This window comes from Algoriphagus machipongonensis (assembly GCF_000166275.1).
GTDB lineage: Bacteria > Bacteroidota > Bacteroidia > Cytophagales > Cyclobacteriaceae > Algoriphagus > Algoriphagus machipongonensis.
Genome location: NZ_CM001023.1, coordinates 4,578,484 through 4,600,803 on the forward strand (window position 1 = coordinate 4,578,484; position 22,320 = coordinate 4,600,803).

Here is a 22,320-nt window from a genome sequence, read left to right on the forward strand (position 1 = left end):
ATTCTGACAGAAAATCCCACTCGAAACATAGATTTCCTACTACCAATCAATCGCTAATTTTAGGATTTTGAATGCACCATGTCCACCAAACAATCAACCCAAGTATCCTTGGAATTAAGACTTGGCACTAAATCCCAATGCTCACCACCTTGTTCTTCAAACTGCTCTTTGTACTCCTGCCCTACTTCCACGGTGGTTTCCAAGCAATCCGCAACGAAGGCCGGAGAAAATACCAGTACTTTTTTGATCCCGTCTGAAGAAAGTTTTTTGATCATATCCTCTGTATAAGGCTGCACCCAAGGATCTTTTCCTAAGCGAGATTGAAAACAGGTGGTCACTTTTTCTTTTGGCAGGCCAAGCTGCTCAGATATCAAGCGTGTGGTCTGAAAACATTGGGCCCGATAGCAAAACTGATTGGAAGGGCCGTATTTATTACAACAAGCCCCAAGTTTGCAGTAGTTATCTACTGACCCCTTTTTAATTTGACGCTCAGGCAAGCCATGGTAAGAAAATAAATAGTGATCATATTCCTTATCCTTCATCATGTCTTCTCCTAATTCCTTCCACGCTTTGAGAAACAAGGGATGATCAATGAAATTATTTACAAAAGTAATTTCCGGGATTATTTGCCAACCTCTTGCAATCTCCATCACTTTATCTATCACTGAGCCATTGGTAGCAGAAGCGTATTGTGGAAAAAGTGGCACCACAATAATCTTTTTCACTTTAGCCTTCATCAACTCTTCAAGAGCGGATTCTATTGAAGGGCTTTGGTACCGCATTCCCATGCTCACCACATATTCTGATGAATCAAGTTTAGATTTCAATTTCTCGGTCACATCCACCGTATGAAAAAGCAGTGGAGATCCTCGACCTTCCCAGAGTTTTCTATACTCTGCTGCTGATTTAGGTGCTCTAAATGGTGCAATAATCAGGTTTACCAACATCCACCTAGAAACAGCAGGGATGTCTATCACCCTACCATCCATTAAAAATTCACGCAAATATTTCCTGACATCTCCAGTTGCAGTGCTATCTGGAGTTCCCAAATTCACTAGCAAAACGCCAGTTTTTCCGGTTTTGACCATTTTATATTGATTATGGGTGATTCAAACGACAACCCAAAATTACTTCGGAATGTTTACTTAAGCCAATTGAACTTAAACATGTGCTATTGATAGAACCTCTTAGATCTTCAGCTTCTGTGCCCAATTGATCAAAGGACCAGATCCAATACTGGAAATTAGTGCCAAAATTACGAGTCCTATAAATAAGGATTCGGAGACCAATCCAGTTTCTAAGGCTATCAATCCCAGGATAATATCCATACTTCCTCTCGTACTCAATCCAAAACCCACTATTATGGACTCCTTTCGATTGATTCCTGCATACCTTCCTCCCAAATAAGCTCCAAAATATTTTGCCAATAAACCCACAATCACAACTACTCCTGTTACTCCTGGGTCAAAAGCCTCCACAAAATTCACTTTCAAACCTATTGAGACAAAGAAAATCGGAGCAAAAATATTGTTAATAAACTGATGCAATATCTCTTTTGCTTTTTCTGTTAAGTACTCAGAATCTCCAAGGGCTACACCAATAATAAATGCTCCAAAAATAGCATGAATTCCAATGAACTCAGTAAATGAAGCAGCAATAAAACATATAGCAAGTGACAGGGATAATAAGCCCCCGGGCCAAGCTAGATTTTTATTGATCCAAGGTAAAACACGATTGATCATCCCTTTCCCCAAGGTTAGCATAAAGAAAGTAAAGAAGAGCGTAAGCCCAATCGTTGGCCAAACTCCGAGTCCATCACTTCCAGATTCTGAAAGAGACAAAATCACCGAAAACACGATCCATCCAAGGATATCAACTATCATGGCTGCAGCAATTATCAATAGCCCTGTCTGGGTCTTGAAAATGCCCAAATCCATCAAAATCCTCGCGACCACGGCCAAAGCCGTTATGGAAATAGCTAATCCAAAAAAGGTGGATGCAACTATCCGGTCATTAATGTTCACTCCAAGAAATTCAGGGAAGGCATAGGCAAGGACAAAGCCTGCTATAATCGGTAATACCATGGAGGCCACAGCGATTTTTAAGGCGTTTTTACCTTGATTCCATACCACTTGCAGCTCTACCTCTAAACCTGCTATAAATAATAAGAGTACTACTGAAATCTGCACAAAGCCATCCAAAGCAATATTGGACATTTCATGAGAAGAAAATAAATACTCATGTGCTACGGGCATTAGGGTTCCCAAAATGGTAGGTCCCAAAATAATTCCGGCTAAAATCTCCCCTACCACTGCTGGGAGTTTGAATTTTCTGGCTAACTCAGCAAATACTCTTGCTAAGATCAGCATGGCTGCTAGTTGGAGGAGTAAATTAATAACCTCCTTATGGTTTAACGTTTCCATGGGAGCTTATTTTTTTACAATAAGAAGATTACAAGGTAAAGTACTCAAAAGGTCCTCTAAATCATGAGGAAAAATCCTATCAAAGAAATTCAACTTATGTTCATCCCCAACAACCAATAAATCAGCTCCTATTTTTTCACTGAATCGCGCCAGTTCTATGGCCCATCTGCCCCCTGTAACTTTTATGTTTATTTTCAAATCTCCTTGATCAAGTTTTCCCAAAATCCCTTCTACATATTTGATTTCATCCTGAACCAATTGACGTCTTGTATGGGCTACCTCCTGCTCAGAGTCTTCTGCAGCAGTCCCCATTTGCAATCCGTACATTTTGATTTCGTTTAAAATGAAAATCTGGTCCGCATCTACCTTTTTTGCAAAATCGATCCCTTGTTTAATTAGGAAAGGGGTGATTTGTGCCTGTGTACCATTAAAAACTATTTGAGAAAAACCTGTTGTCTCCAATTTAGGTTCAATTAAAGTCAAAACTGAACAGGGTGCTTTTCTAATTATTTTTCTCCCTACAGAGCCTAAGTAGTAAGTGAAAATGCTTTCATTTTTTAATGCACCTGCTACCAACAAGTCAATTTCCTCCTCATGACAGGCTTCGATGATCATTTTCACCGGTTTGCCTTCTTTCCAGATAACTTTCGTTTTCTCGGCACTTAGATTTGCTTTTTCAATGAGCCCCTGAAGCTTTGCTTCTCTTTCATCGGATCTTTTACCCACGTGTATGAGCACTAATTGGGAATCAAATAGGTTCACCAACCTGTTTGTTTCAGATAACAAAGCCTCTATTCTAGGGGAAAAGGCTATGGCAAGGGCTATTTTATGATACATAATTAAAAAGCTATTTGCCTGAAATAAGCGAATTTTCCCTTTCCGTCCAACATCCACAATAATCTTCCCCGTTTATCCTGAGCTATTCCCACTTAAGCTGATATTATACTTTCATAAAAAGTACTCTCTGGCATTTGAAAAAAATTTGATCATTTTTATAAGCAACATGGGTATTTTGCCTTTGAAAACAGAATTTATTAACCCTAATATTTATGAGAAAATCATTACTAACCAGCCTTCTGGTGGGAAGTTTAGGCTTGTCGATGAGCGCCTTTGCGCAATCAGACTATCCTTCACTTTCGCAAATTGACCAGAGACTTAAACAAATCAGCTCAAATAGCGCCGCTACATTAACCTCACTTACCAAAACAGAAGGAGGCAAGGATATCTGGGCTCTGAAGATCGGTACTGGAGAAATGGATGAAAAACCTGCCATTGCAGTGGTCGGCGGTGTAGAAGGATATCAGTTGATCAGTGTGGAATTGGCACTTCAATTTGCTGAGAAATTAACAGCAGAGCATGGAGATGCATTGGAAAAAACCACATTTTATGTTTTCCCAAACATGTCTCCTGATGCCTATGAGCAATATTTTTCTTCCGTAAAATACGAGCGCAGAGGAAATGCTGCTACCGTAGATCATGATCGGGATGGAGTAGCATCAGAAAATGGATATACCGATCTTGATGGAAACGGCATGATCACATGGATGAGAGTAGAAGATCCTATGGGAGACTACGTTATCTCAAAAGAAGATGATCGGGTTTTAGAAAAAGCCAACAAGTCTAAAGGTGAATCAGGACAGTATTCCTTGTACAAAGAATCCAAAGACGATGACCAAGACGGTGAGTTTGCAGAAGATTTAGAAGAAGGAATTGCCTTCAACAAATCCCTGACTTACAAATTCCCGGTTTTTGAACCCTTGGCTGGTGACATGCCAGTAACTCAAGTAGAAACCCGTGCGCTGCTAGACTATTTATACAATCAATGGAATATTTTTGCGATTGTTACATTTTCTCCTGCCAACAACCTTTCTTCTCCGCTTAAATACAATGCAGGAGGCGCAAATAAAAGAGTTGTCACTTCGATTCTAGAAAAAGATCAGGCGATAAATGCAATGGTTTCGGACCTTTATAATGAGACGATTTCACAAAAAGCATTTAAGCAAAATAACCAGGGTACAGATGGGGATTTCTTCCAATGGGCTTACTTCCATTTTGGTAGACTTAGCTTCAGTACCCCGGGCTATTGGACTCCAGAATTCAAGGAAAAGACGAATGCTGAAGCTAACTTATTAGCCTGGGCAGACTCGCTGGGATGGGAAAACACTTTCACTCCATGGAAAGAAATCTCACACCCAGACTTCCCAAACCAAAAAGTTGAAGTTGGGGGTGTCAATCCATTTATGATGGACAACCCTCCTTATGAGAAAGCAGCTGAAATAGCAGAAGAACATACAGACTTCTTATTACAGCTTGCTTCCAAGCAACCAAATCTTGAGCTGCATAACCTAAAAACAGAAGATTTGGGTAAAGGACTAACCAGAGTAACGGTAGATTTATTTAATAACTCTCCAATCCCAACCCACTCACAAATGGGAGAAAGATCCAGATGGTTAAGGAAAATCAGAGTGGATATTGAAACTCCTGCTGAGGATTTAATTTCAGGAGATAAAATCAAATTGATCGATTCCATTGGCGCTTATGAAAAAGTAGAGCTTAGCTGGATCGTGAAAGGAAATGGAAACTTATCCATCAAAGCGGGTGCAGCCCATACAGGCATTGCAACAAAAAACATTAAACTCTAATCTCTAAAAATCATGAAAACAACAAAAATAATCGTTGGGCTGGCTTTTAGTGCTATGAGTCTGACAAGTATCGAAACGAATGCTCAAGAAAATTTCTTCCAGGCAGTAGGAACTCCTTACAACCCAAAAGTAGAAATCGCATTCAACCGCTATTATTCTTATGAAGGGTTAGTAGACAAAATGGAAAAAATTGCTGCTGCCCATCCAGATATTGCAAAAATTGAATCCATAGGTAAATCATATGAAGGTCAAGATATGATGACCTTGACTATTACTGATTTTTCCACTGGGAAGGATACTGACAAACCTGCCATGTGGATCGATGGAAACATTCACTCCAATGAAGTTCAGGGGGGAGAATTTTCTTTGTATGCAGCCTGGTATTTGACAGAGATGCATGCTGACAACGAATTCATAAAGCAACTCCTGAGAGATAAAACATTTTACATCACTCCATCTATTAACCCAGATGCGAGAAACAACTTTTTCCGTGAACCAAATACTGCTAACTCACCAAGATCAGGTATGATGGTGTTGGATAATGATGGAGATGGTCAAAATGGTGAAGATGGAATGGATGATCTAGATGGCGACGGACATATTACGATGATGATCCGGAAATCTCCAACGGGAAGATATATCAAAGATCCTCAAGACCCTCGCAAACTGATCATGGTTGGCGCTGACAAAGTGGGTGAGTATGAGATTCTAGGTCAAGAAGGTACTGACGGTGATGGTGATGGACGTGTCAATGACGACGGCGTAGGTTATTATGACCCAAATAGAGACTGGGGTTGGAACTGGCAGCCAGATTATATCCAGCGAGGCGCTTTAAGATATCCATTTAGCCTTCCAGAAAACCGAAATGTCATGGAGTTTGTGATGGAGCACCCAAATATTGCAGGGGCGCAAAGTTTCCACAACTCTGGAGGTATGATCTTAAGAGGCCCTGGTGCGGAAGAAGATTTGGGAACCTACAATCGGGATGACATCAGGATTTATGATGCCATTGCTTCAAAAGGAGAAGAAATGATTCCAGGCTATAGATACCTAACAGTCTATAAAGATTTGTATTCAGTCTTTGGAGGTGAATTAGATTGGTTTTATGGAACCAGAGGCGTTTTCACATACTCCAATGAGTTAATGACCTCCTATCTTTATTTCCATAAAAATGGCCAAGGCGGAAGAAATCAAGATGAGATGTATGAAGTTGATGAGCTTCTAACCATGGGCGATGCATTTGTTATGTGGCATGAATTTGAGCATCCGCAATTTGGAGAGGTAGAAATCGGTGGTTTCAAAAAGACCTTTGGAAGAGCACATCCAGGCTTTTTATTAGAGCAAGATGCGCATAGAAATGCTGCATTCACTATCTATCACGCATATCATACTCCAAAACTTTCTGTATTAGATGTTAAGGAGGAAGACCTAGGAGGCGGATTAAAAGCAATCACTGCTACAATATTTAATGAGCGCTTGATGCCAACTCACGCTAGCCAAGATCTTAAATACAAGATCGAGAGACCTGACTATGTCACGATTGAGGGAGTTAACGTAGTAGCAGGCTTTATTGTAGAGGATGAAGATTTCAACAAGTTTACTGAGCAAAAGAACAATCCAACCAGAATAGAGGTTGCCAATATCCCTGGAATGACCGGAGTAAAAGTGAAGTGGATCGTTTCTTCTGGTTCCAATTATTCCATCAATGTGGACTCTGCTAAAGGCGGAAAAGCAAGTTGGAAGAAATAAAAGTATAACCGCGTGGATCCTTATTCAGCGATCATACGGTTCAATTAAAAAAATACGGAGCATAACTGCTCCGTATTTTTTTTTACCTATTGGTGTTACTTTTAATTAGCTTTTGACTAATAGTATTCTGGAGCTAAGCTATTCTTTGAATCTAAGGTCAAATCCATTCTGAAGCATATTTCCAGCTAGAACTAAATAATGTCTAAGCTCTCTTCTACAAGTTGATCAAGTAGCTGAGCATTGAATTGGGCATAAAAGCTATATGTTTATAAAAGCCCTAAAAAAGAAAAACCCTGCATCCTTTACAGGAGCAGGGTTTGTCAAATAATAGCTGGTTGAATTATAAGCTTGTAACGTAAGATTCAAAACCACCCGCTGTAGAAACTTTGAAAGAAATGTTTCCATCAGGCTTAGCGATTGAATAAATCTTGTGAAGACCTTGTGGGTTTTCGATAACTTCAGAGTGGATTAAGTGCTCTCCATCATAGATAGAAACCATTACTTCCTTAGCCTCCAAGTTACTTACCAAAAGTCTGTACTTGTCAGATCCCATTTTAGATACTCTTGAGAATACTGCTGGAGCTTCAGCGACAAACGTGTCGAAAGTTGCTGTTCTACGAGTACCAGACTCATCTAGTACCTCTACAGAATATACTCCTTCTGGAAGTGCGTTAAGGTCATATCTTTTCGCAAATGCAGCTTCCTTGTTGATTCGATCTCTCATCACTAATCTGTCATTACCGTCAGTGATCTTTACGATTACAGTACCTTGAGGAACAGCAGTATATGTAACTGCTACCTTTTTAGCTTCGGTTTGTCTAATGTTGACAACCTTGTCTTCATCTGTTGCGAACGCTCCTGTTGCAAGTCCTGCAGCAAAAAGCAAAGTGAATAATTTTTTCATTTTAATAATTGGTTTAATAGGTTGTTTCAATTTTTGATGTAACCGCTAAATGGCTATTCCACTTAGGGGGCTATTTGGGGTTACAGGGTCTCCGAGTTCTTGTCCGGACATTGTTTACTCTACAAAGGTAACTAACGGAAATGGTTTTGCAAATGTTTCAACAAAAAATACTTTTTATTAATGATTCCTTAACAATTCAGTGTAATTATTAACGATAATACATTTTTTTTCCGATAACGATTGCGAAAACCCTTTCATTTCGACTTTGAGGTCAACTGGAAAATAAAATTCTGTTTTTTTGATATTTACAAAATCAGATAAACGGAATGATTCAAAAAATCGGCGAAAAATAAATTGATATTTGGCAAAAATTTTTTCAAAAAAAATTTCATTTCAAGCTAAAATCATCAAAATCCGCAAAAAAACACCTCAATTACCAAGAGATTTTAAACCACAATTCACAAAAAATGCCGACTATCTCTAGTCGGCACCAAAAATTAGAACCGGTATTGTCCAATTTTACATTTTGTTATCAGTGAATTCCTTTGCTTGTAGCTTTTGCCAAAGTTTCGGAGTCAAATTCACCTTTTAGCTCTACCACCATTAAGTCCCCATCATCTCCACCTACGAGCACAACCAAATCTGAAATAGTTCTATTTCCTTTGGAATACACCAAAACTCCCCCACTTCCTTCAGATGCTTCCATTAATAAGTCATATCGCTCTTTCTCCAGTCCCTTCTGCAAAGATTTAAATTCAATTCTGCTCGCATCTATTCTATCTGGTAGAGTAAAGAAATTTAGCTTCTCAATAGACCTTGCTACAGTAGCCATATCATCTTCGTCAAGATCAATTTTAAATCCCTCAGCAAAATTCATAAAATTGCCTCCTAGCTCCATGTGGAAAAAATCATCCTCTCCTTTATATTTTTCATAGAGAGCTTTTACGCTTTTACTTTGCGCTTGAACTGCCATCACTGAGACAATCAGCGTCAATGTTAAAATCAACTTTTTCATCGTGTATATTGGTTTAGTGTGTTTAATTTTTTGATTTGCTCCCCTTGGAATATGAATCCATTCCCGGTATATCCGTTTTCTCTGCTAGCATATTGAGATCTTCATAGGTAAACGCCCCCAACATGGAGAGCAAAGTAAACTCTCCATCCTTATCCCCTGAAAGCATCAAAAGCTCTCGAACCAGACCTCCTTCTTCTCTTACCATAAACTTCAGGCTGGAACCTTTATCCTGTACATCCATCAGTTCCTCATATTTATTCTTAGTAAGTGTGGACATTGCCTCCTTATATAAGGAGGTACCATCGACCTCTTCTGAACTCAAGATTCGTATGCCTTTTACTTTTTGAATAAGAGTCCCTAAATCTTCAGCATCCTGATCTGAATCAGAATTACTTTTTAAAAAGCCTCCTGCCATTTGCATCATCTTCGGTGAGATATAGACTCTCGAAAATCGATCGTCTTCCATATACTTAGAGAAAAACTTCTGTATGGCATCATCTTGGGCCTGAACTTTCATTACAAAAGCCATCAAAATGAAGGGTAGTATGATTAACTTTTTCATATGCTTACTTTTTATCTGCACCAAACAAATGGTTGGTTGTGTTTAAATATTTCATATCATTCATTATTTCCATCTGATCCTGGCCTTTGGCCAAATTATTTTGGATCATGGCAAACGCCTCCATCACATCTTCATAGGCTTGCCGCTCCTGCTCCTGCTGATAAATCCTCCAGCCGAAGAATGAACTGACAACAATGGCAATTGAAGCCGCCCAATTCAACCATGCTGATGGCATCTTTCTAACCTTGGTAGCAGGGATTTGCAAATTCTTGGGCTCCTCTTCTTTATAATCTTCCAGCAAGCCAAACAAACTGCGCTCTTCCACGAAATCCTCTTGAGTTTTCAGCAATCGCTTTAACTCTCTCTCCTCCTCAAGACTTGATTCGCCTTCCCAATACTTTTCAAGCAATTCTTCTATTCTATCTTTCATCCTCTTTCGTTTAATGCTATCATCCTTTTTCGAATTTTTGTTCTGGCACGATGCAAATTGACTTTCACCTGCTCCATGCTCACATCTAGATACCCGGAAATCTCTTCATAACTCATTCCTTCAACTTCCCTCAACTGAAAGATCTCCTGCTGTTTTAGCGGTAGCTCCTTCAGTAAAATCATCACTTTTCGTACTGATTCTGATACTTCTTCCTGAACAGGCTCATTTGCCTGAAGCTCCTCCACTCCATCCAGAGAATCTAACTTCTTCACGGATCTAAAGTGCATCAATGCTTCATTCTTAAGACTTTTCACTAACCAGCCTCCTAAATTGGGATGCTGAGCCAATTCCTTTTCCTTTTGAAAAGATTTTTCAAAGACATTTTGAACAAGGTCTTCAGCCAGCGACTTATCCCTAACCCAGAGAAACACCAAGCGGTATAGCTTGGAGCGGCTTGGCCAAATATGTGTTTCAAAAAATGACTTCATTTTGTTAGGTGATGCATGAAAAAGGCAAATGTTACAGTTTGATTGAAAAAAAATTAAATTAATCAGAAATTCAGGAAATTATGGCGACAAGAAAGACATACTCTTGCCCTCTTAAGCCGTAGCAAGTATTTATATCAATAGAGCCAGAAATTAATTTCGTAAAATAATTTAGTATGCATGCAGAGTATTTATTACTTTGCAGGAAGCATTAAAGAAAAAATGAGCAGCAACTATTCAAAAAATCCCATAAAAAAAGCCCCGTCATTTGACAGGGCTTGTGGTGATGAGTGGATTCGAACCACCGACTCACGGATTTTCAGTCCGATGCTCTACCAACTGAGCTACATCACCTTCTTGTAAAGTGATGCAAAGGTAAATATTTGAGTTTTTGATGCAAATCATTTGAAGAAAAAAAAATAGGTTAATCTCTAAGAAAAAAGCTAATCTCATCAATATGAGCTTCTTACCACAAATAGTATTTTTGATAATTTTTGGCCTTGCTGCCTGGATCCTGGCAAAAAGGGTGAAATTCTTAAATAGAAACATACACCTGGGCAAAGGAACTACCAGAAACGATCAAACGGATGCCCGATGGAAAACCATGATGCTTGTTGCTTTTGGTCAGCAAAAGATGTTTAAAAGAATTATCCCTGCTGTGCTGCACCTGTTCGTCTACGTTGGATTCATTATTATCAACTTGGAAGTGCTGGAGTTTGTATTGGATGGGATATTGGGAACTCACAGATTATTCGCTCCTTTCTTAGGAGGTGTTTATGTAGCGGCCATGAATTTCTTCGAATTTCTAGCTATCGCGGTTCTGCTTTCTTGTGTTATATTTTTGATCAGAAGGAATATTGTCAAGGTGCCAAGATTTACCAAACCTGAAATGAAAGGTTGGCCTTCAATGGATGGTAATTTGATTCTGATTATTGAAATCGTTTTGATGCTAGCTATCCTTACGATGAATGCAACGGATCAGATATTGGCTGAAAGAGGCGTTGAACATTACCTAGCTTTAGGTGGATTAGCTTTTAGCGGTTTGATACAACCCTTATTCGAAGGGCTTTCCGACATGCAGCTAATTATCGTTGAAAGAGCTGCTTGGTGGTTCCATATTGTAGGCATTTTAGGATTTGCTATATACGTAACCTATTCCAAGCATTTACATATCTTCTTGGCCTTCCCAAACACTTGGTATTCCAACTTGAAGCCCAAAGGCGAAATGGAAAATATGCCTGAGGTAACCAATGAAGTCAACATGATGCTGGGCATTCCTACAGATAATCCCAATGAGCCACCGGCAGAAATCGCCCGCTTTGGAGCAAAAGATGTCAACGACTTGACTTGGGTTAATGTCCTAAACGCATATTCTTGCACAGAGTGCGGCCGATGTACTTCGGAGTGCCCTGCCAACATCACTGGAAAAACTCTTTCCCCAAGAAAAATAATGATGGACGTGCGAGACCGAGCAGAGGAAGTCGGAAAAAGTATGGACGCTGGAGGAAAAGGCCTGGAGGATGGCAAATCACTTTTAGGAGATTACATCACTAAAGAGGAAATCAATGCCTGTACTAGTTGTAATGCCTGTGTGGAAGCTTGCCCCGTCAATATTGATCCTCTTTCCATCATTTTGCAAATGCGCAGATATGTAGCGATGGAAGAATCGGGAAGTCCTGCCCAGTGGAACTCCATGTTCCAAAATATGGAAACAAGCTTTTCTCCCTGGAAATTTAGTCCAGCAGACCGATTCAATTGGGCAGAAAAAGTAAAAGAAGAAGAAATAAAATGATTTCAGATTTCAATTAAGGAAACTTGATTCGATTCTTCAGATTTCATTTTTAGAAAGAAAAATTAATACATATGTCTAATTATAAAGTACCTACCATGGCCGAAATGGCCGCCAAAGGAGAAAGTCCAGAAGTTCTATTTTGGGTAGGATGTGCCGGGTCATTTGATGAACGATACAAAGCGGTAACCCAAGCGTTTGTGAAGATATTAAACAAAGTGGGCGTGAGTTTCGCTGTATTGGGACCAGAAGAAACCTGTACCGGAGACCCTGCCAGAAGAGCAGGAAATGAGTTCTTATTCCAAATGCAGGCGGTAGCCAATATTCAAGTATTAAATGGCTACAATGTAAAAAAAGTAGTCACGGCTTGCCCCCACTGCTTCAATACCATCAAAAATGAATACCCCGAACTAGGCGGGAATTATGAAGTGATTCACCATTCCCAATTCCTACAGCAATTGATTAATGAAGGTAAAGTGGCGCTTCAAGGTGGTGGAGAGTTTAAAGGTAGAAAAATCACTTTCCATGATTCCTGTTATCTAGGTCGCGCAAATAATGTGTACGAAGCTCCAAGAGAAGTCATCAAAGCTTTGGATGTGGAATTAGTGGAGATGAAGCGATGCAAGACAAAAGGCCTTTGCTGTGGAGCTGGAGGAGCTCAAATGTTTAAGGAACCCGAAAATGGAAAGAAAGACATCAACGTGGAAAGAACTGAGGAAGCGCTAGCTACCGGAGCTAACACGATTGCCGTAGGCTGCCCATTTTGCCTTACCATGATGAGTGATGGCGTGAAGAATAAAAACAAAGAATCTGAAGTGAAAGTCTATGATCTAGCAGAAATGATCGCCAAAGACATGGGAATTTGACAAAATTAAAATGAATCAATTTGACCCTTTTTGCCGTTAGGTAGAAAGGGTTTTTCTTTGCTTAATTAAATTTCAGACATGTACGTAGATTTTAAAGACTTACCTGCCAGTTCCAGAGTTTGGGTTTACCAAGCCGAGAGAGCTTTGACAGATCAAGAAACTATTCTCTTCAAAAATAAAATGAGGTCCTTTTGCGAGGGGTGGAATACACATGGCAATATGATGCCCACCTCTTTTGAATTGGTGGACAACCAAATCATCATTCTTGCAGTAGATGAAAGCCGCCTATCTACGAGCGGATGCTCTATTGATAGCTCGGTCAGAACACTTCGTGAACTGGAGGGAGAACTTGGTCTGGATTTAACCAATCAGGGAAAAGTAAGTTATAAAAAAGAAGATAAAATCAAGGTTTCACCGGCTTTAGGAATAAAAACAAAAGTCCTTACGGGAGAAATTTCCGTAGATACTAAAGTGATAAACCCTATGATTAAGGAAAAATCGGAACTAGACCAGCTATGGATTCCTGCGAAGTCTACCTGGGTTAATAAGTTTTTTCCAAATTAATTAGTAATATTCAGTATAGTTTGATCATCAACATCCCTTTCAGATGAAATACCAATTTTTTTGGATCACCGTTCTTCTCATCTTTTCGCTGTCTGCTTGTAAAAGCATTCAGGAAAAGGCTAATGATCAGTTCCTATCAGGGCAGTATCAGTATGCCATCAATTCCTATTCTCAAATCCTAGAGAATGAGCCAGATAACCTTGAAGCAAATCAAGCTGTTGCTGAAAGCTATAGGCTTTCCAATAGAGTAGAGCAGGCTGGTCCATATTACGAAAAGCTTGTGGAAGAGGAACCCACTTTTGAGAATGTCTACCGTCTGGGGTTGAGTTTAAAAGCGCAGCAAAAACCAGCCGAAGCGAAAGCAGCATTTGAAAAAGCAAAAGGTTATACCCAAAACGAAACCTACCTCGCTGAAACTCAAAGACAGATAGAGGCAATTAATTTATCGGAAGGAATTGAAGATTATTTTCCCAACTACGAATTAGTAAACTACACAGAACTCAATACGGCAGGAGCAGACTATGCACCTGTGATAAGTGAAAACTTCATGTATTTCACTAGTGGCAGAAGGGCATCAGGCATCTACCCAGCTGATGGTTCCCCATATACAAAATTGTTTAGAACCAGAGCCGAAGGATTAAGAGTGGATGTAGGAAATATTCAGACTTTACCTGAATTTCAAAATGAAGAAGGTCTGAATCAGGCAGCTATTGCCATTAGCCCTGATGGAAATACGATCATTTATGCGCGTGGTAATTCCACCTCGCCTAAGGACCTACCGGAAACTGCGCTTTTCGCTTCCTATTTTAGAGGAGCTGGTTTTACGCAACCTATTTGGTTACCTGTAAACGAAGACGAAACCTGGTGGAACTCCACTCCTGCTTTCAGCCCTGATGGAGAGGAGCTATACTTCGCTTCCAATAGACCTGGCGGTTTTGGGGGAATAGACTTGTATAAAGCCACTAAGCTTGCCAATGGTGATTTCGGAAACGCTGTTAATTTAGGCCCCAATGTAAATACTCCGGGAAATGAGCTTTTCCCAAGAATGACAGCTGATGGAAAGTTCTTCTTTTCATCTGATGGCCACCCAGGCTATGGAAAGCTCGATCTTTTTGTGGCAGAAAAAGGGGCTGACGGAAATCAAGTCATTAAAAACTTAGGAGAAAACTTTAATTCCCCTAGCGATGATTTTGGTATTTTCTTCTCCAATTACCCAAAAGAAGGATTCATTTCTTCCAACCGTGAAGGTGGAGCTGGAGACGATGATATTTATTTCTTCGAGGATAAAACTCCAAAACCGAAAATTGTTAACGTCCTTTTAAATGTATTTACCAAGCAACGAGTGGCGGGTGAACCCGATGCCGTTTTAGAGCAGGCAAGAGTGGTTCTCTATGATAGCTCAAACGATCAGGAAGGAGGAGATTTCTCCAATTCAAATGGTCGGGTAAGATTCACACTGGAGCCCAATGCAGATTTCACCATTATTGCATCAAAAGGAGGATATTTCTCTAAATCTATCCCTTACACGACGCGAGGAAAAACCCCTAACCCAGAAGATTTAATCCAAGAAGTTACCAATATCACATTGGACACTACGATTGTCCTTGATCAATTGATTTTAGATAAATCAATCGTTTTGGAAAACATCTATTATGATTTGGATAAAGCGGATATCAGACCAGATGCTGCCGTGGAATTGGATAAATTGGTTCAGATACTGAAAGATAATCCTTCGATTAAAATCGAGTTGAGCTCGCATACAGATGATAGATCTTCCGATGAGTATAATCAGGATCTCTCCCAGCGTAGAGCACAATCTGCCGTTGATTATATTGTTTCTCAAGGCATAAGTGCCGATCGATTAGTCGCTAAAGGCTATGGTGAAAGTCAACTGATCATAGAAAATGCGACAACTGAAGAGGAGCACCAAACGAATAGAAGAACCGAATTCAAGGTGATCGAGATCCAAGAATAAACCAGAAATTTAAAATTATGAATGAGGCCTGCTTAGAACTTTCTTTTCAGGCCTTTTTTATGCGTTTATCTTTTTCCAAACATTCTCCTGTTTTAGAAGGGAATACTTAACTTTGCATCCATGAACGAGCGATACATGAAGCGCGGTGTTTCCGCCTCCAAAGAAGATGTACATCAGGCCATTTCTAATTTAGATAAAGGTCTTTACCCAAAAGCGTTTTGCAAAATTGTGGAAGACACTCTTGGAAACGATCCTGAGTTTTGCAATATCATGCATGCTGATGGAGCGGGAACGAAATCCTCCCTAGCCTATTCATATTGGAAAGAAACTGGTGACCTGAGTGTTTGGAAAGGTATCGCCCAGGATGCAATCATCATGAATACGGATGATTTACTTTGTGTAGGAGCAATCAATAATATCCTGGTTTCCTCCACGATTGGTAGAAACAAAAATCTCATTCCCGGAGAAGTCATTTCTGCCATCATAGAAGGGACAGAAGAGGTACTTCAAATGCTTCGTGACAATGGGGTAAATGCCATCCTCACTGGAGGAGAAACTGCGGATGTAGGAGATTTGGTTAGAACCATCATCGTAGATAGTACTGTCACTTGTCGTATGAGAAGAGACGAGGTCATTTCCAACGATAATATTCAAGGTGGAGACGTGATCGTAGGACTGGCTTCTTTTGGTAAAGCAAACTATGAGACCGAGTATAATGGTGGAATGGGAAGTAATGGACTTACCTCTGCTCGCCATGATGTGTTCAATAAAGTCTTAAAAACAAAATACCCTGAAAGCTTCGATGCAGCCGTACCAGAAGACTTGGTCTATTCAGGAAAATATAACTTAACGGACCCTGCTCCAGGAGCTCCAGTTAATGTAGGAAAGTTGGTTCTATCTCCTACGCGTACTTATGCACCAATCATGGTGGATGCCCTTAATTATATGAGGTCAAGAATTCACGGCTTGGTACATTGTAGCGGTGGCGCCCAGACCAAGGTTCTTCACTTTGTGGACAATGTACATGTCATCAAAGACAACCTTTTTGAAACACCTCCACTTTTCAACATTATTCAGGAAGAAAGTGGAACGGATTGGAAAGAAATGTATAAAGTATTCAATATGGGACATCGAATGGAAGTTTACCTAGATGAACGATATGCTGAAGAAATCATTGATATCGCAGAATCCTATGGAGTTGAAGCACAAATCATTGGTAGAGTCGAGCCACATGAAGGCAAAAAAGTTACTATCAACAGTCCATATGGCACTTTTGAATATTAAAAAATGACTGCTAAAAAGCTGTTAAAAATTTCCGGGAAAATCCTTTTGGGGGTTTTCCTTTTTATTTTTCTACTGGGCATCATTCTATTCACCTGGGTAGATAGATCTCCTATTCAAGAGCAAGAGTTTTACAAAAACACCTTTGCTGATCTTGAGCGGATGGAGTTCCAAAGCAGCACTAACAATTTTTGGCTTTCTGGATGGGGAAAAGCCAATATGACCCCTGAAACACCAGCAGAACTCGTAGGATATGCTCCTAGAGGGAAGTATGAGTTTGTTCAGGATAGTAGTTTTGTCAAGGCATTAACCATTAGTAATGGAAAGTCTAGCGTTGCCTGGCTTAGCTATGAATTATTAATTGTTCATCCACATTTAGCTGCAGCGATAGATTCGGCTATTCAACAACAAAACCTACCCTTGGATCAGGTTATTTTTACTGCCACTCATACGCATGCAGGATTGGGAGGATACATGCCTGGCCCAGTGGGAGATTTGGCTTTCGGCGGATACGATGATCAAATTGTCCAACTGATCGTTGACAAATCCATCTCAGCCTTGAATCAGGCAATTTCCTCTCAAGACACGGCTTCGATTCAATACAAGAAAATCAATGCTGAAGAATATGTTGCCAATCGCTTTATCAAAGAAGACCCCATCGAACCTTCTATTCGCCAATTGATTTTCACCAAAAAGAATGGAGAAACAGCGACTTTTTTCACTTATTCAGCCCATGCTACCATTTTGAGTTCCAAGTTTATGGGCCTATCTGGTGACTATCCTTTTTATCTGACAGAAGATTTGGAAGAGAATTCTTATGATTTTGCCATGTTTGCCGCAGGAACTGTAGGAAGCCACCGCCCTGTGACCGGTGGAAAATCGATCGAGGAAGTTCAGCGATATGCCCAGAAGTTGGATTCGGTCATGCGAATCAAAATGACATATTACTCTACCGTCAAAAAACATCAAATCAAAACTGGATTTCTCCCAATCGCTCTTAGGGACCCTCATCTTCGGATATCGGATGATTTAAGGCTTCGACCTTGGCTATTTAATTATTTACTCGGAGATACCAACGTCCATTTTGATGTAACACAAATTGGAAATATCCTGATGATTGCTTCCAGCGGAGAAATCTCTGGAGTTTTCATGGCAAAATGGGAAGCCCATGCCAAAACTTTGGGGCTAAACCTGATCATCACCACCTTTAACGGGGGATACATGGGATACATTACCCCAGATGAATATTATGACAAGCATTTTCATGAGGTTCGGGAAATGAATTGGTACGGGCCTGGAAATGGTAAATACTACGATGAATTAATTACAAAAATCATCGATCGAGCGGGTAAGCGCTAATTGGATTATTTGTCCTGCAAAAGGTAAATATTGTCCTATCAGAATTTTTCTAATAGAACTAGCTTTGTCCCAAAATAACAGCCTATGAAGCTCTGGAGTAAAGATTCTTATTTCAAAAGCATTAGTACCTGCACCTGTCCTAAATGCCACCAAGGAAGAATATTTCAAAAAATGGACTTAAAAAAGCCCGCAACACTATTTGAAATGAATCCTAAATGTGACTATTGCCAGCAATCCTTCGAACCAGAACCTGGATATTATTTTGGCGCCATGTTTATCAGTTATGCTTTGAATACTGCTTTGTTCATTTCGGTTTGGCTTGGATTAGAGATTTTTTACCCAGAATACTCACTCGGCCTTTTGTTAACCTTAATCGTGATTTCTGCCATCATCCTGCTACCCTTTTTCTTCCGGGTCAGTAGATCAGCTTGGATAGCCATTTTCGTCCCATACGAAGCAAGCAAAGAACTTGGGTAAGTTACCTTTGTCAGGTTTTCCAAGGGAAATTTATGAAATTCACCTATGGCTGAGGAAACCTTACCGATTTATCAGATTCCGGATTTTGAAACAGAAAAAATAAATCCATCTGATTTTTATTATTCTGAACTGGAAGTTCATCTGAAAACCCATCTATTCATTCAGAAACCTCATAAACACGATTTTTACATCGTCTTAATAATCACTGAAGGCACAGGAATTCACACCATCGATTTCAGAAATTACCCGGTAAAACCTAGGACAGCATTTTTCTTATCACCCGGACAAGTACATTCTTGGGAGCTTTCTCCTGATACAAAAGGCCATATCCTCTTTTTTAGTAGCTCATTTTATAGCGCTTTCTTCACTCAAAAGAAATTAATGAGCTTTACTTTTTTTCGTTCCAACATTTCCATGCATTCCTTGGAATTAGCAATGAATGAAAGAGATGAATTACTCTTTTATTTTGAGCGGATCAATAAAGAAATTCAAAACCCGGGCTGGTCCAGCCATACCCAACTGGCGTCTTATACGGATTTGTTGCTCACCAATGCACATCGGTATTTTCTGGCCAAAAATCAGAACTCTATAACCCCTGCAAAACAGCATGATCTTTTCCAGAAACTTGAAATTTTGATTGAATCAGAGTTTATGGATCATCGTGAAGTAGGATACTATGCCCAAGAAATGAACATCAGCTTGAAACAATTAAATGCCATCACAAAAAACGCTGTTGGCAGGACTGTTTCCAATATGATTTTGGAGCGTGTCATTTTAGAATCAAAAAGACTTTTGACCAATTCAAGCTTGACTGTGGCAGAAATTGCCGTGAAATTTAAGTTTGACGACCCTTCCTATTTTAGTAGGTTATTCAAAAGAAAAACTTCATTCACTCCAGAGCAATTTCGAAAGGAAATCCATTCCTAAAGGACAGGCTTCCAGATTTGGGAACGGATCCATCCTTTCATAAAGCTTTTCCCATCTGATTTTTTCCAGGAGTTTTGAAGGAAAATTTTCTCATAATCAGGAATGTTTTTCCTTTTGTGTCCTGCAAAAACTCTAAAAAATTGAATCATTAGCAGGTGCATCCCCTTCTGATAAATACTGATTGGTTTAAAAAAATCAGCGAAATAGATGCTTCCACTTTTCTGTATCACTTTACTCAACCCATTAATGAGACTCGAAATTTCCTGATCATCCATGGTATCGAGCACAAAATGAAGCCAAATTTCATCGAACAGAACCTTCTCATTTGAGGTGAATTCCCCTAAATGGAAGCTCAATTCACTTTCTGAAAGATTTTCCTTTGCCAAATCCAGCATCCTCTGAGATTTATCCCAATACTGCCCCGATAGATTTTTGGAAACTTCCTTATAGTCAAACCCGTCTCCTCCTCCGATAATTAATATTTTCTTATCTTCTACTTCCGATACAAAGCAGTTTTTTGCTTCCCAAAGCTTCTTTCCAAAAAGCATTTTGGCCAACCGATTGTAATAAGGAGCAATAAAACCGTAATCGTCTTTCATCAGTTTAATCCAAAGAAATAATAACCCAAAGTACTTTTTATGAAAAATATACTAAAATCACTTTCAGGTCTTCGTCAAATTTTGTCAAATGTGGATCTGGATCAGATATCCAAGCTATCCCAAAAAGTTGATTTACCCAAAATGGTCAACCTTGTCTCCAAAATGAGTGAGGAAGATTTATCGAAAATGATGGGTATGCTAAAAGGAGGCAGCAAACCCAAAGTCATACCTCCTGTCAATGGCGATTTTTACGAATTAGGAAAAAGCCTTCCCCCTCATGAAAGAGAAATTCAGCTTCGAGTGAGAGAATTTATGGAGCGAGAGATAAAACCAATTGCGAATCATTATTGGAATAAAGCTGAGTTCCCTATGCAGATTATTCCAAAAATGGCAGAATTGGATATCGCTGGTTTAACCTACCAAGGTTATGGATGCCCTGGCCATTCAGCATTATTGGAAGGGTTTATTGCCATGGAAATGGCAAGAATTGACACTTCGATTTCTACATTTTTCGGAGTGCAAAGTGGCCTTGCCATGGGCTCCATTTATATCTGCGGGTCTGAAGAGCAGAAAAAAGAATGGCTACCTGCTATGCAAAAACTAGAGAAGATAGGAGCTTTTGGCTTGACAGAACCAGAAGTAGGTTCGGGCGTAGCCGGAGGCTTAACTACGACTTGCAAAAGAGAAGGCGATACCTGGATATTGAATGGTCAGAAGAAATGGATAGGTAATGCCACTTTCTCGGATCTCACTATCATTTGGGCAAGAGATTTAGATGATCAACAAGTAAAGGGCTTTATTGTCAGAAAAGATAATCCTGGGTTCAAGGCAGAAAAGCTTGAGGATAAAATGGCTTTGCGAACTGTTCAAAATGCCTTAATCACTTTGACAAAATGTGAAGTTCCTGAAAGCGATCGTCTACAAGAAGCAAACTCATTCCGGGATACTGCAAAAGTTTTGAGAATGACTCGTGCTGGGGTCGCTTGGCAAGCAGTAGGATGTGCCAGAGGAGCATACGAATTGGCTTTGGCTTATACCAATGAGCGGAAGCAATTTGGAAGACCTATCGCTTCTTTCCAGTTAGTTCAGGATATTTTGGTCACCATGCTTGGCGATTTGACAGCCATGCAAACCATGGTTTTTCGACTTTCTGAGATGCAGGATGGAGATATATTAAAAGACGAGCATGCTTCCCTGGCGAAAGTTTTTTGCACCCTAAGAATGCGATCAATTGTAGACCATGCCAGAGAATTGTTTGGTGGTAATGGAATCTTACTGAAGCATGATATAGCGAGGTTTGTTGCAGATGCAGAGGCTGTTTACAGCTATGAGGGTACAAAAGAAATCAATTCATTGATCGTAGGAAGAGCCATTACAGGTCATAGTGCATTCGTTTAATCAAAAGAAAAGAAGTAGCCAAGGAATCAAAAATGATGCGTCGAGTCTTCTCCTAATTTGATTGGAATTAAGTTTCTGATTGAAAAAGGAAAGATAATGCACTAAAGCAATCAATAGGATCAGGCTGGCAAATACCCTAAAATGTGATGCTGCAAAAAAGAGGGTAATCAAAAATATCCCTACAATCCCATAAGAAAGCCACCTGATTACTAAAATCACGCGGTCTAATGGTAAAACGCTGATTAGGGAGCCAAAGCCGGCTGCTTTGTCTTTCCCTGCATCTAGCCATGAAAGCATGATTAAGTTTAGATAAGCCAATCCTGTATAACCAAAAATCAATAGGCCTACTTCCCAGGTCCACTCAACAAATGAAAAACGCAGGAAAGGAAGTAAAGCAATCCCTATCACATAAAATATAGCGGTATTGAACTCCTTTAACCAGTGAAGTTTGTTTGGCAATACTCTGATAATCAACATGAGAATCAAAATAGTCAATCCTAAAATAGCTCCCGCATACAACTCCTGACCTATTCCAAAAATTTGGTAAGCCCAAACCAATCCAGAAAGTACCACTAGAGCTAGACTCGGGATCAGGATCTTGGTGTATTTCCTATGAAATCCGTGTCGATCCATCTCTTCCCTAATTTCATATTTTTGAGAATCCAGTAAGTGATCAAAAGTATAGATTGCCCAAACCGCCATCCCTAACAATAGGTAAATGTCCCAATCAATGGGAACTCTCAGCATTTTAGAAAAAAATAGCATCCCTCCCATCGCCCCAAGGACCACATCAAAAGAGAGCCAAGTAAATCGTTGGTATAAAAATTTCACATAATTCACACTTAAAGATACCCAGGCATTCGGATTTGGAAGAT

21 protein-coding genes and 1 tRNA gene are annotated in these 22,320 nt (G+C 39.7%); 11 read left to right on the forward strand and 11 right to left on the reverse strand.

Annotated elements, in window-relative coordinates; translation table 11 throughout:
- Nucleotides 1-59: 59 nt before the first annotated feature.
- The 3 genes from hemH to ALPR1_RS19400 form a co-directional block, all read right to left on the reverse strand.
- Nucleotides 60-1,088, reverse strand: coding sequence for a ferrochelatase (gene hemH, locus ALPR1_RS19390; protein WP_008203231.1), 1,029 nt, complete (start codon nt 1,086-1,088; stop codon nt 60-62).
- Nucleotides 1,089-1,187: 99 nt separating this feature from the next.
- Nucleotides 1,188-2,423, reverse strand: coding sequence for a cation:proton antiporter (locus tag ALPR1_RS19395; RefSeq protein ID WP_008203232.1), 1,236 nt, complete (start codon nt 2,421-2,423; stop codon nt 1,188-1,190).
- A 6-nt stretch (nt 2,424-2,429) separates the two neighbouring features.
- On the reverse strand, nt 2,430-3,260 hold the full coding sequence (locus ALPR1_RS19400) for a universal stress protein (RefSeq protein WP_008203235.1): 831 nt from the start codon (nt 3,258-3,260) through the stop codon (nt 2,430-2,432).
- A gap of 212 nt (nt 3,261-3,472) precedes the next feature.
- Here ALPR1_RS19400 and ALPR1_RS19405 point away from each other — a divergent pair, with 212 nt between their 5' ends.
- Nucleotides 3,473-5,065 (forward strand): M14 family metallopeptidase, encoded by a 1,593-nt coding sequence (locus ALPR1_RS19405; RefSeq protein ID WP_008203237.1) that lies wholly within the window; start codon nt 3,473-3,475, stop codon nt 5,063-5,065.
- A 12-nt stretch (nt 5,066-5,077) separates the two neighbouring features.
- Nucleotides 5,078-6,814, forward strand: coding sequence for a M14 family metallopeptidase (locus ALPR1_RS19410; protein WP_008203239.1), 1,737 nt, complete (start codon nt 5,078-5,080; stop codon nt 6,812-6,814).
- A 340-nt stretch (nt 6,815-7,154) separates the two neighbouring features.
- Here ALPR1_RS19410 and ALPR1_RS19415 read toward each other — a convergent pair whose 3' ends face one another.
- The 6 genes from ALPR1_RS19415 to ALPR1_RS19440 form a co-directional block, all read right to left on the reverse strand.
- Nucleotides 7,155-7,718, reverse strand: a complete 564-nt coding sequence (locus ALPR1_RS19415; protein WP_008203241.1) for a hypothetical protein — start codon at nt 7,716-7,718, stop codon at nt 7,155-7,157.
- A gap of 532 nt (nt 7,719-8,250) precedes the next feature.
- Nucleotides 8,251-8,733, reverse strand: coding sequence for a DUF4252 domain-containing protein (locus tag ALPR1_RS19420; protein ID WP_008203242.1), 483 nt, complete (start codon nt 8,731-8,733; stop codon nt 8,251-8,253).
- Nucleotides 8,734-8,755: 22 nt separating this feature from the next.
- Nucleotides 8,756-9,295, reverse strand: coding sequence for a DUF4252 domain-containing protein (locus ALPR1_RS19425; RefSeq protein WP_008203243.1), 540 nt, complete (start codon nt 9,293-9,295; stop codon nt 8,756-8,758).
- A 4-nt stretch (nt 9,296-9,299) separates the two neighbouring features.
- Complete coding sequence (locus ALPR1_RS19430) at nt 9,300-9,725, reverse strand: hypothetical protein (protein WP_008203244.1); 426 nt, start codon at nt 9,723-9,725, stop codon at nt 9,300-9,302.
- Nucleotides 9,722-10,213, reverse strand: a complete 492-nt coding sequence (locus ALPR1_RS19435) for an RNA polymerase sigma factor (RefSeq protein ID WP_008203245.1) — start codon at nt 10,211-10,213, stop codon at nt 9,722-9,724. Before ALPR1_RS19435 ends, ALPR1_RS19430 begins: the two co-directional genes overlap by 4 nt.
- Before the next feature lie 278 nt (nt 10,214-10,491).
- Nucleotides 10,492-10,564, reverse strand: a tRNA-Phe gene (locus ALPR1_RS19440).
- Nucleotides 10,565-10,667: 103 nt separating this feature from the next.
- On the opposite strand from ALPR1_RS19440, the gene ALPR1_RS19445 reads away from it, so the two are divergent.
- The 8 genes from ALPR1_RS19445 to ALPR1_RS19480 all read left to right on the forward strand — a co-directional run bounded on the left by ALPR1_RS19445 (nt 10,668) and on the right by ALPR1_RS19480 (nt 19,448).
- Entirely contained in the window at nt 10,668-12,002 is a 1,335-nt protein-coding gene (locus tag ALPR1_RS19445) for a 4Fe-4S dicluster domain-containing protein (RefSeq protein WP_008203247.1), read from the forward strand.
- A gap of 71 nt (nt 12,003-12,073) precedes the next feature.
- Nucleotides 12,074-12,865, forward strand: coding sequence for a (Fe-S)-binding protein (locus ALPR1_RS19450; RefSeq protein WP_008203248.1), 792 nt, complete (start codon nt 12,074-12,076; stop codon nt 12,863-12,865).
- A gap of 78 nt (nt 12,866-12,943) precedes the next feature.
- Nucleotides 12,944-13,429 (forward strand): hypothetical protein, encoded by a 486-nt coding sequence (locus ALPR1_RS19455; RefSeq protein ID WP_008203249.1) that lies wholly within the window; start codon nt 12,944-12,946, stop codon nt 13,427-13,429.
- 43 nt (nt 13,430-13,472) lie between these two features.
- A complete protein-coding gene (locus ALPR1_RS19460) occupies nt 13,473-15,404 on the forward strand; it encodes an OmpA family protein (RefSeq protein WP_008203251.1) in 1,932 nt (643 codons plus the stop codon).
- A 120-nt stretch (nt 15,405-15,524) separates the two neighbouring features.
- Complete coding sequence (locus ALPR1_RS19465) at nt 15,525-16,688, forward strand: AIR synthase related protein (protein ID WP_008203253.1); 1,164 nt, start codon at nt 15,525-15,527, stop codon at nt 16,686-16,688.
- Nucleotides 16,689-16,691: 3 nt separating this feature from the next.
- Complete coding sequence (locus ALPR1_RS19470; RefSeq protein ID WP_008203254.1) at nt 16,692-18,044, forward strand: neutral/alkaline non-lysosomal ceramidase N-terminal domain-containing protein; 1,353 nt, start codon at nt 16,692-16,694, stop codon at nt 18,042-18,044.
- A 171-nt stretch (nt 18,045-18,215) separates the two neighbouring features.
- Nucleotides 18,216-18,521 carry a DUF983 domain-containing protein gene (locus tag ALPR1_RS19475; RefSeq protein ID WP_237701601.1) on the forward strand — a complete coding sequence of 102 codons (306 nt, stop codon included), beginning with the start codon at nt 18,216-18,218 and terminating at the stop codon, nt 18,519-18,521.
- Between the two features lie 45 nt (nt 18,522-18,566).
- The gene (locus ALPR1_RS19480; RefSeq protein WP_008203258.1) at nt 18,567-19,448 is read left to right on the forward strand and encodes an AraC family transcriptional regulator; all 882 of its coding nucleotides are present in this window, start codon (nt 18,567-18,569) and stop codon (nt 19,446-19,448) included.
- Here the strand turns inward: ALPR1_RS19480 and ALPR1_RS19485 are convergent.
- A complete protein-coding gene (locus ALPR1_RS19485; RefSeq protein ID WP_008203259.1) occupies nt 19,445-20,047 on the reverse strand; it encodes a methyltransferase domain-containing protein in 603 nt (200 codons plus the stop codon). The genes ALPR1_RS19480 and ALPR1_RS19485 overlap by 4 nt on opposite strands.
- A gap of 39 nt (nt 20,048-20,086) precedes the next feature.
- On the opposite strand from ALPR1_RS19485, the gene ALPR1_RS19490 reads away from it, so the two are divergent.
- A complete protein-coding gene (locus tag ALPR1_RS19490) occupies nt 20,087-21,445 on the forward strand; it encodes an acyl-CoA dehydrogenase family protein (protein ID WP_008203261.1) in 1,359 nt (452 codons plus the stop codon).
- On the opposite strand, the gene ALPR1_RS19495 is transcribed toward ALPR1_RS19490, so the two are convergent.
- The gene (locus ALPR1_RS19495) at nt 21,446-22,276 is read right to left on the reverse strand and encodes a UbiA prenyltransferase family protein (RefSeq protein WP_008203263.1); all 831 of its coding nucleotides are present in this window, start codon (nt 22,274-22,276) and stop codon (nt 21,446-21,448) included.
- Nucleotides 22,277-22,320: the final 44 nt, after the last annotated feature.

What these genes read in the sequence shown, in the direction of transcription:
- hemH (WP_008203231.1), bottom strand. Translation starts at nt 1,088, where the DNA reads ATGGTCAAAACCGGAAAAACTGGCGTTTTGCTAGTGAATTTGGGAACT.
- ALPR1_RS19395 (WP_008203232.1), bottom strand. Translation starts at nt 2,423, where the DNA reads ATGGAAACGTTAAACCATAAGGAGGTTATTAATTTACTCCTCCAACTA.
- ALPR1_RS19400 (WP_008203235.1), bottom strand. Translation starts at nt 3,260, where the DNA reads ATGTATCATAAAATAGCCCTTGCCATAGCCTTTTCCCCTAGAATAGAG.
- ALPR1_RS19405 (WP_008203237.1), top strand. Translation starts at nt 3,473, where the DNA reads ATGAGAAAATCATTACTAACCAGCCTTCTGGTGGGAAGTTTAGGCTTG.
- ALPR1_RS19410 (WP_008203239.1), top strand. Translation starts at nt 5,078, where the DNA reads ATGAAAACAACAAAAATAATCGTTGGGCTGGCTTTTAGTGCTATGAGT.
- ALPR1_RS19415 (WP_008203241.1), bottom strand. Translation starts at nt 7,718, where the DNA reads ATGAAAAAATTATTCACTTTGCTTTTTGCTGCAGGACTTGCAACAGGA.
- ALPR1_RS19420 (WP_008203242.1), bottom strand. Translation starts at nt 8,733, where the DNA reads ATGAAAAAGTTGATTTTAACATTGACGCTGATTGTCTCAGTGATGGCA.
- ALPR1_RS19425 (WP_008203243.1), bottom strand. Translation starts at nt 9,295, where the DNA reads ATGAAAAAGTTAATCATACTACCCTTCATTTTGATGGCTTTTGTAATG.
- ALPR1_RS19430 (WP_008203244.1), bottom strand. Translation starts at nt 9,725, where the DNA reads ATGAAAGATAGAATAGAAGAATTGCTTGAAAAGTATTGGGAAGGCGAA.
- ALPR1_RS19435 (WP_008203245.1), bottom strand. Translation starts at nt 10,213, where the DNA reads ATGAAGTCATTTTTTGAAACACATATTTGGCCAAGCCGCTCCAAGCTA.
- ALPR1_RS19445 (WP_008203247.1), top strand. Translation starts at nt 10,668, where the DNA reads ATGAGCTTCTTACCACAAATAGTATTTTTGATAATTTTTGGCCTTGCT.
- ALPR1_RS19450 (WP_008203248.1), top strand. Translation starts at nt 12,074, where the DNA reads ATGTCTAATTATAAAGTACCTACCATGGCCGAAATGGCCGCCAAAGGA.
- ALPR1_RS19455 (WP_008203249.1), top strand. Translation starts at nt 12,944, where the DNA reads ATGTACGTAGATTTTAAAGACTTACCTGCCAGTTCCAGAGTTTGGGTT.
- ALPR1_RS19460 (WP_008203251.1), top strand. Translation starts at nt 13,473, where the DNA reads ATGAAATACCAATTTTTTTGGATCACCGTTCTTCTCATCTTTTCGCTG.
- ALPR1_RS19465 (WP_008203253.1), top strand. Translation starts at nt 15,525, where the DNA reads ATGAACGAGCGATACATGAAGCGCGGTGTTTCCGCCTCCAAAGAAGAT.
- ALPR1_RS19470 (WP_008203254.1), top strand. Translation starts at nt 16,692, where the DNA reads ATGACTGCTAAAAAGCTGTTAAAAATTTCCGGGAAAATCCTTTTGGGG.
- ALPR1_RS19475 (WP_237701601.1), top strand. Translation starts at nt 18,216, where the DNA reads ATGGACTTAAAAAAGCCCGCAACACTATTTGAAATGAATCCTAAATGT.
- ALPR1_RS19480 (WP_008203258.1), top strand. Translation starts at nt 18,567, where the DNA reads ATGGCTGAGGAAACCTTACCGATTTATCAGATTCCGGATTTTGAAACA.
- ALPR1_RS19485 (WP_008203259.1), bottom strand. Translation starts at nt 20,047, where the DNA reads ATGAAAGACGATTACGGTTTTATTGCTCCTTATTACAATCGGTTGGCC.
- ALPR1_RS19490 (WP_008203261.1), top strand. Translation starts at nt 20,087, where the DNA reads ATGAAAAATATACTAAAATCACTTTCAGGTCTTCGTCAAATTTTGTCA.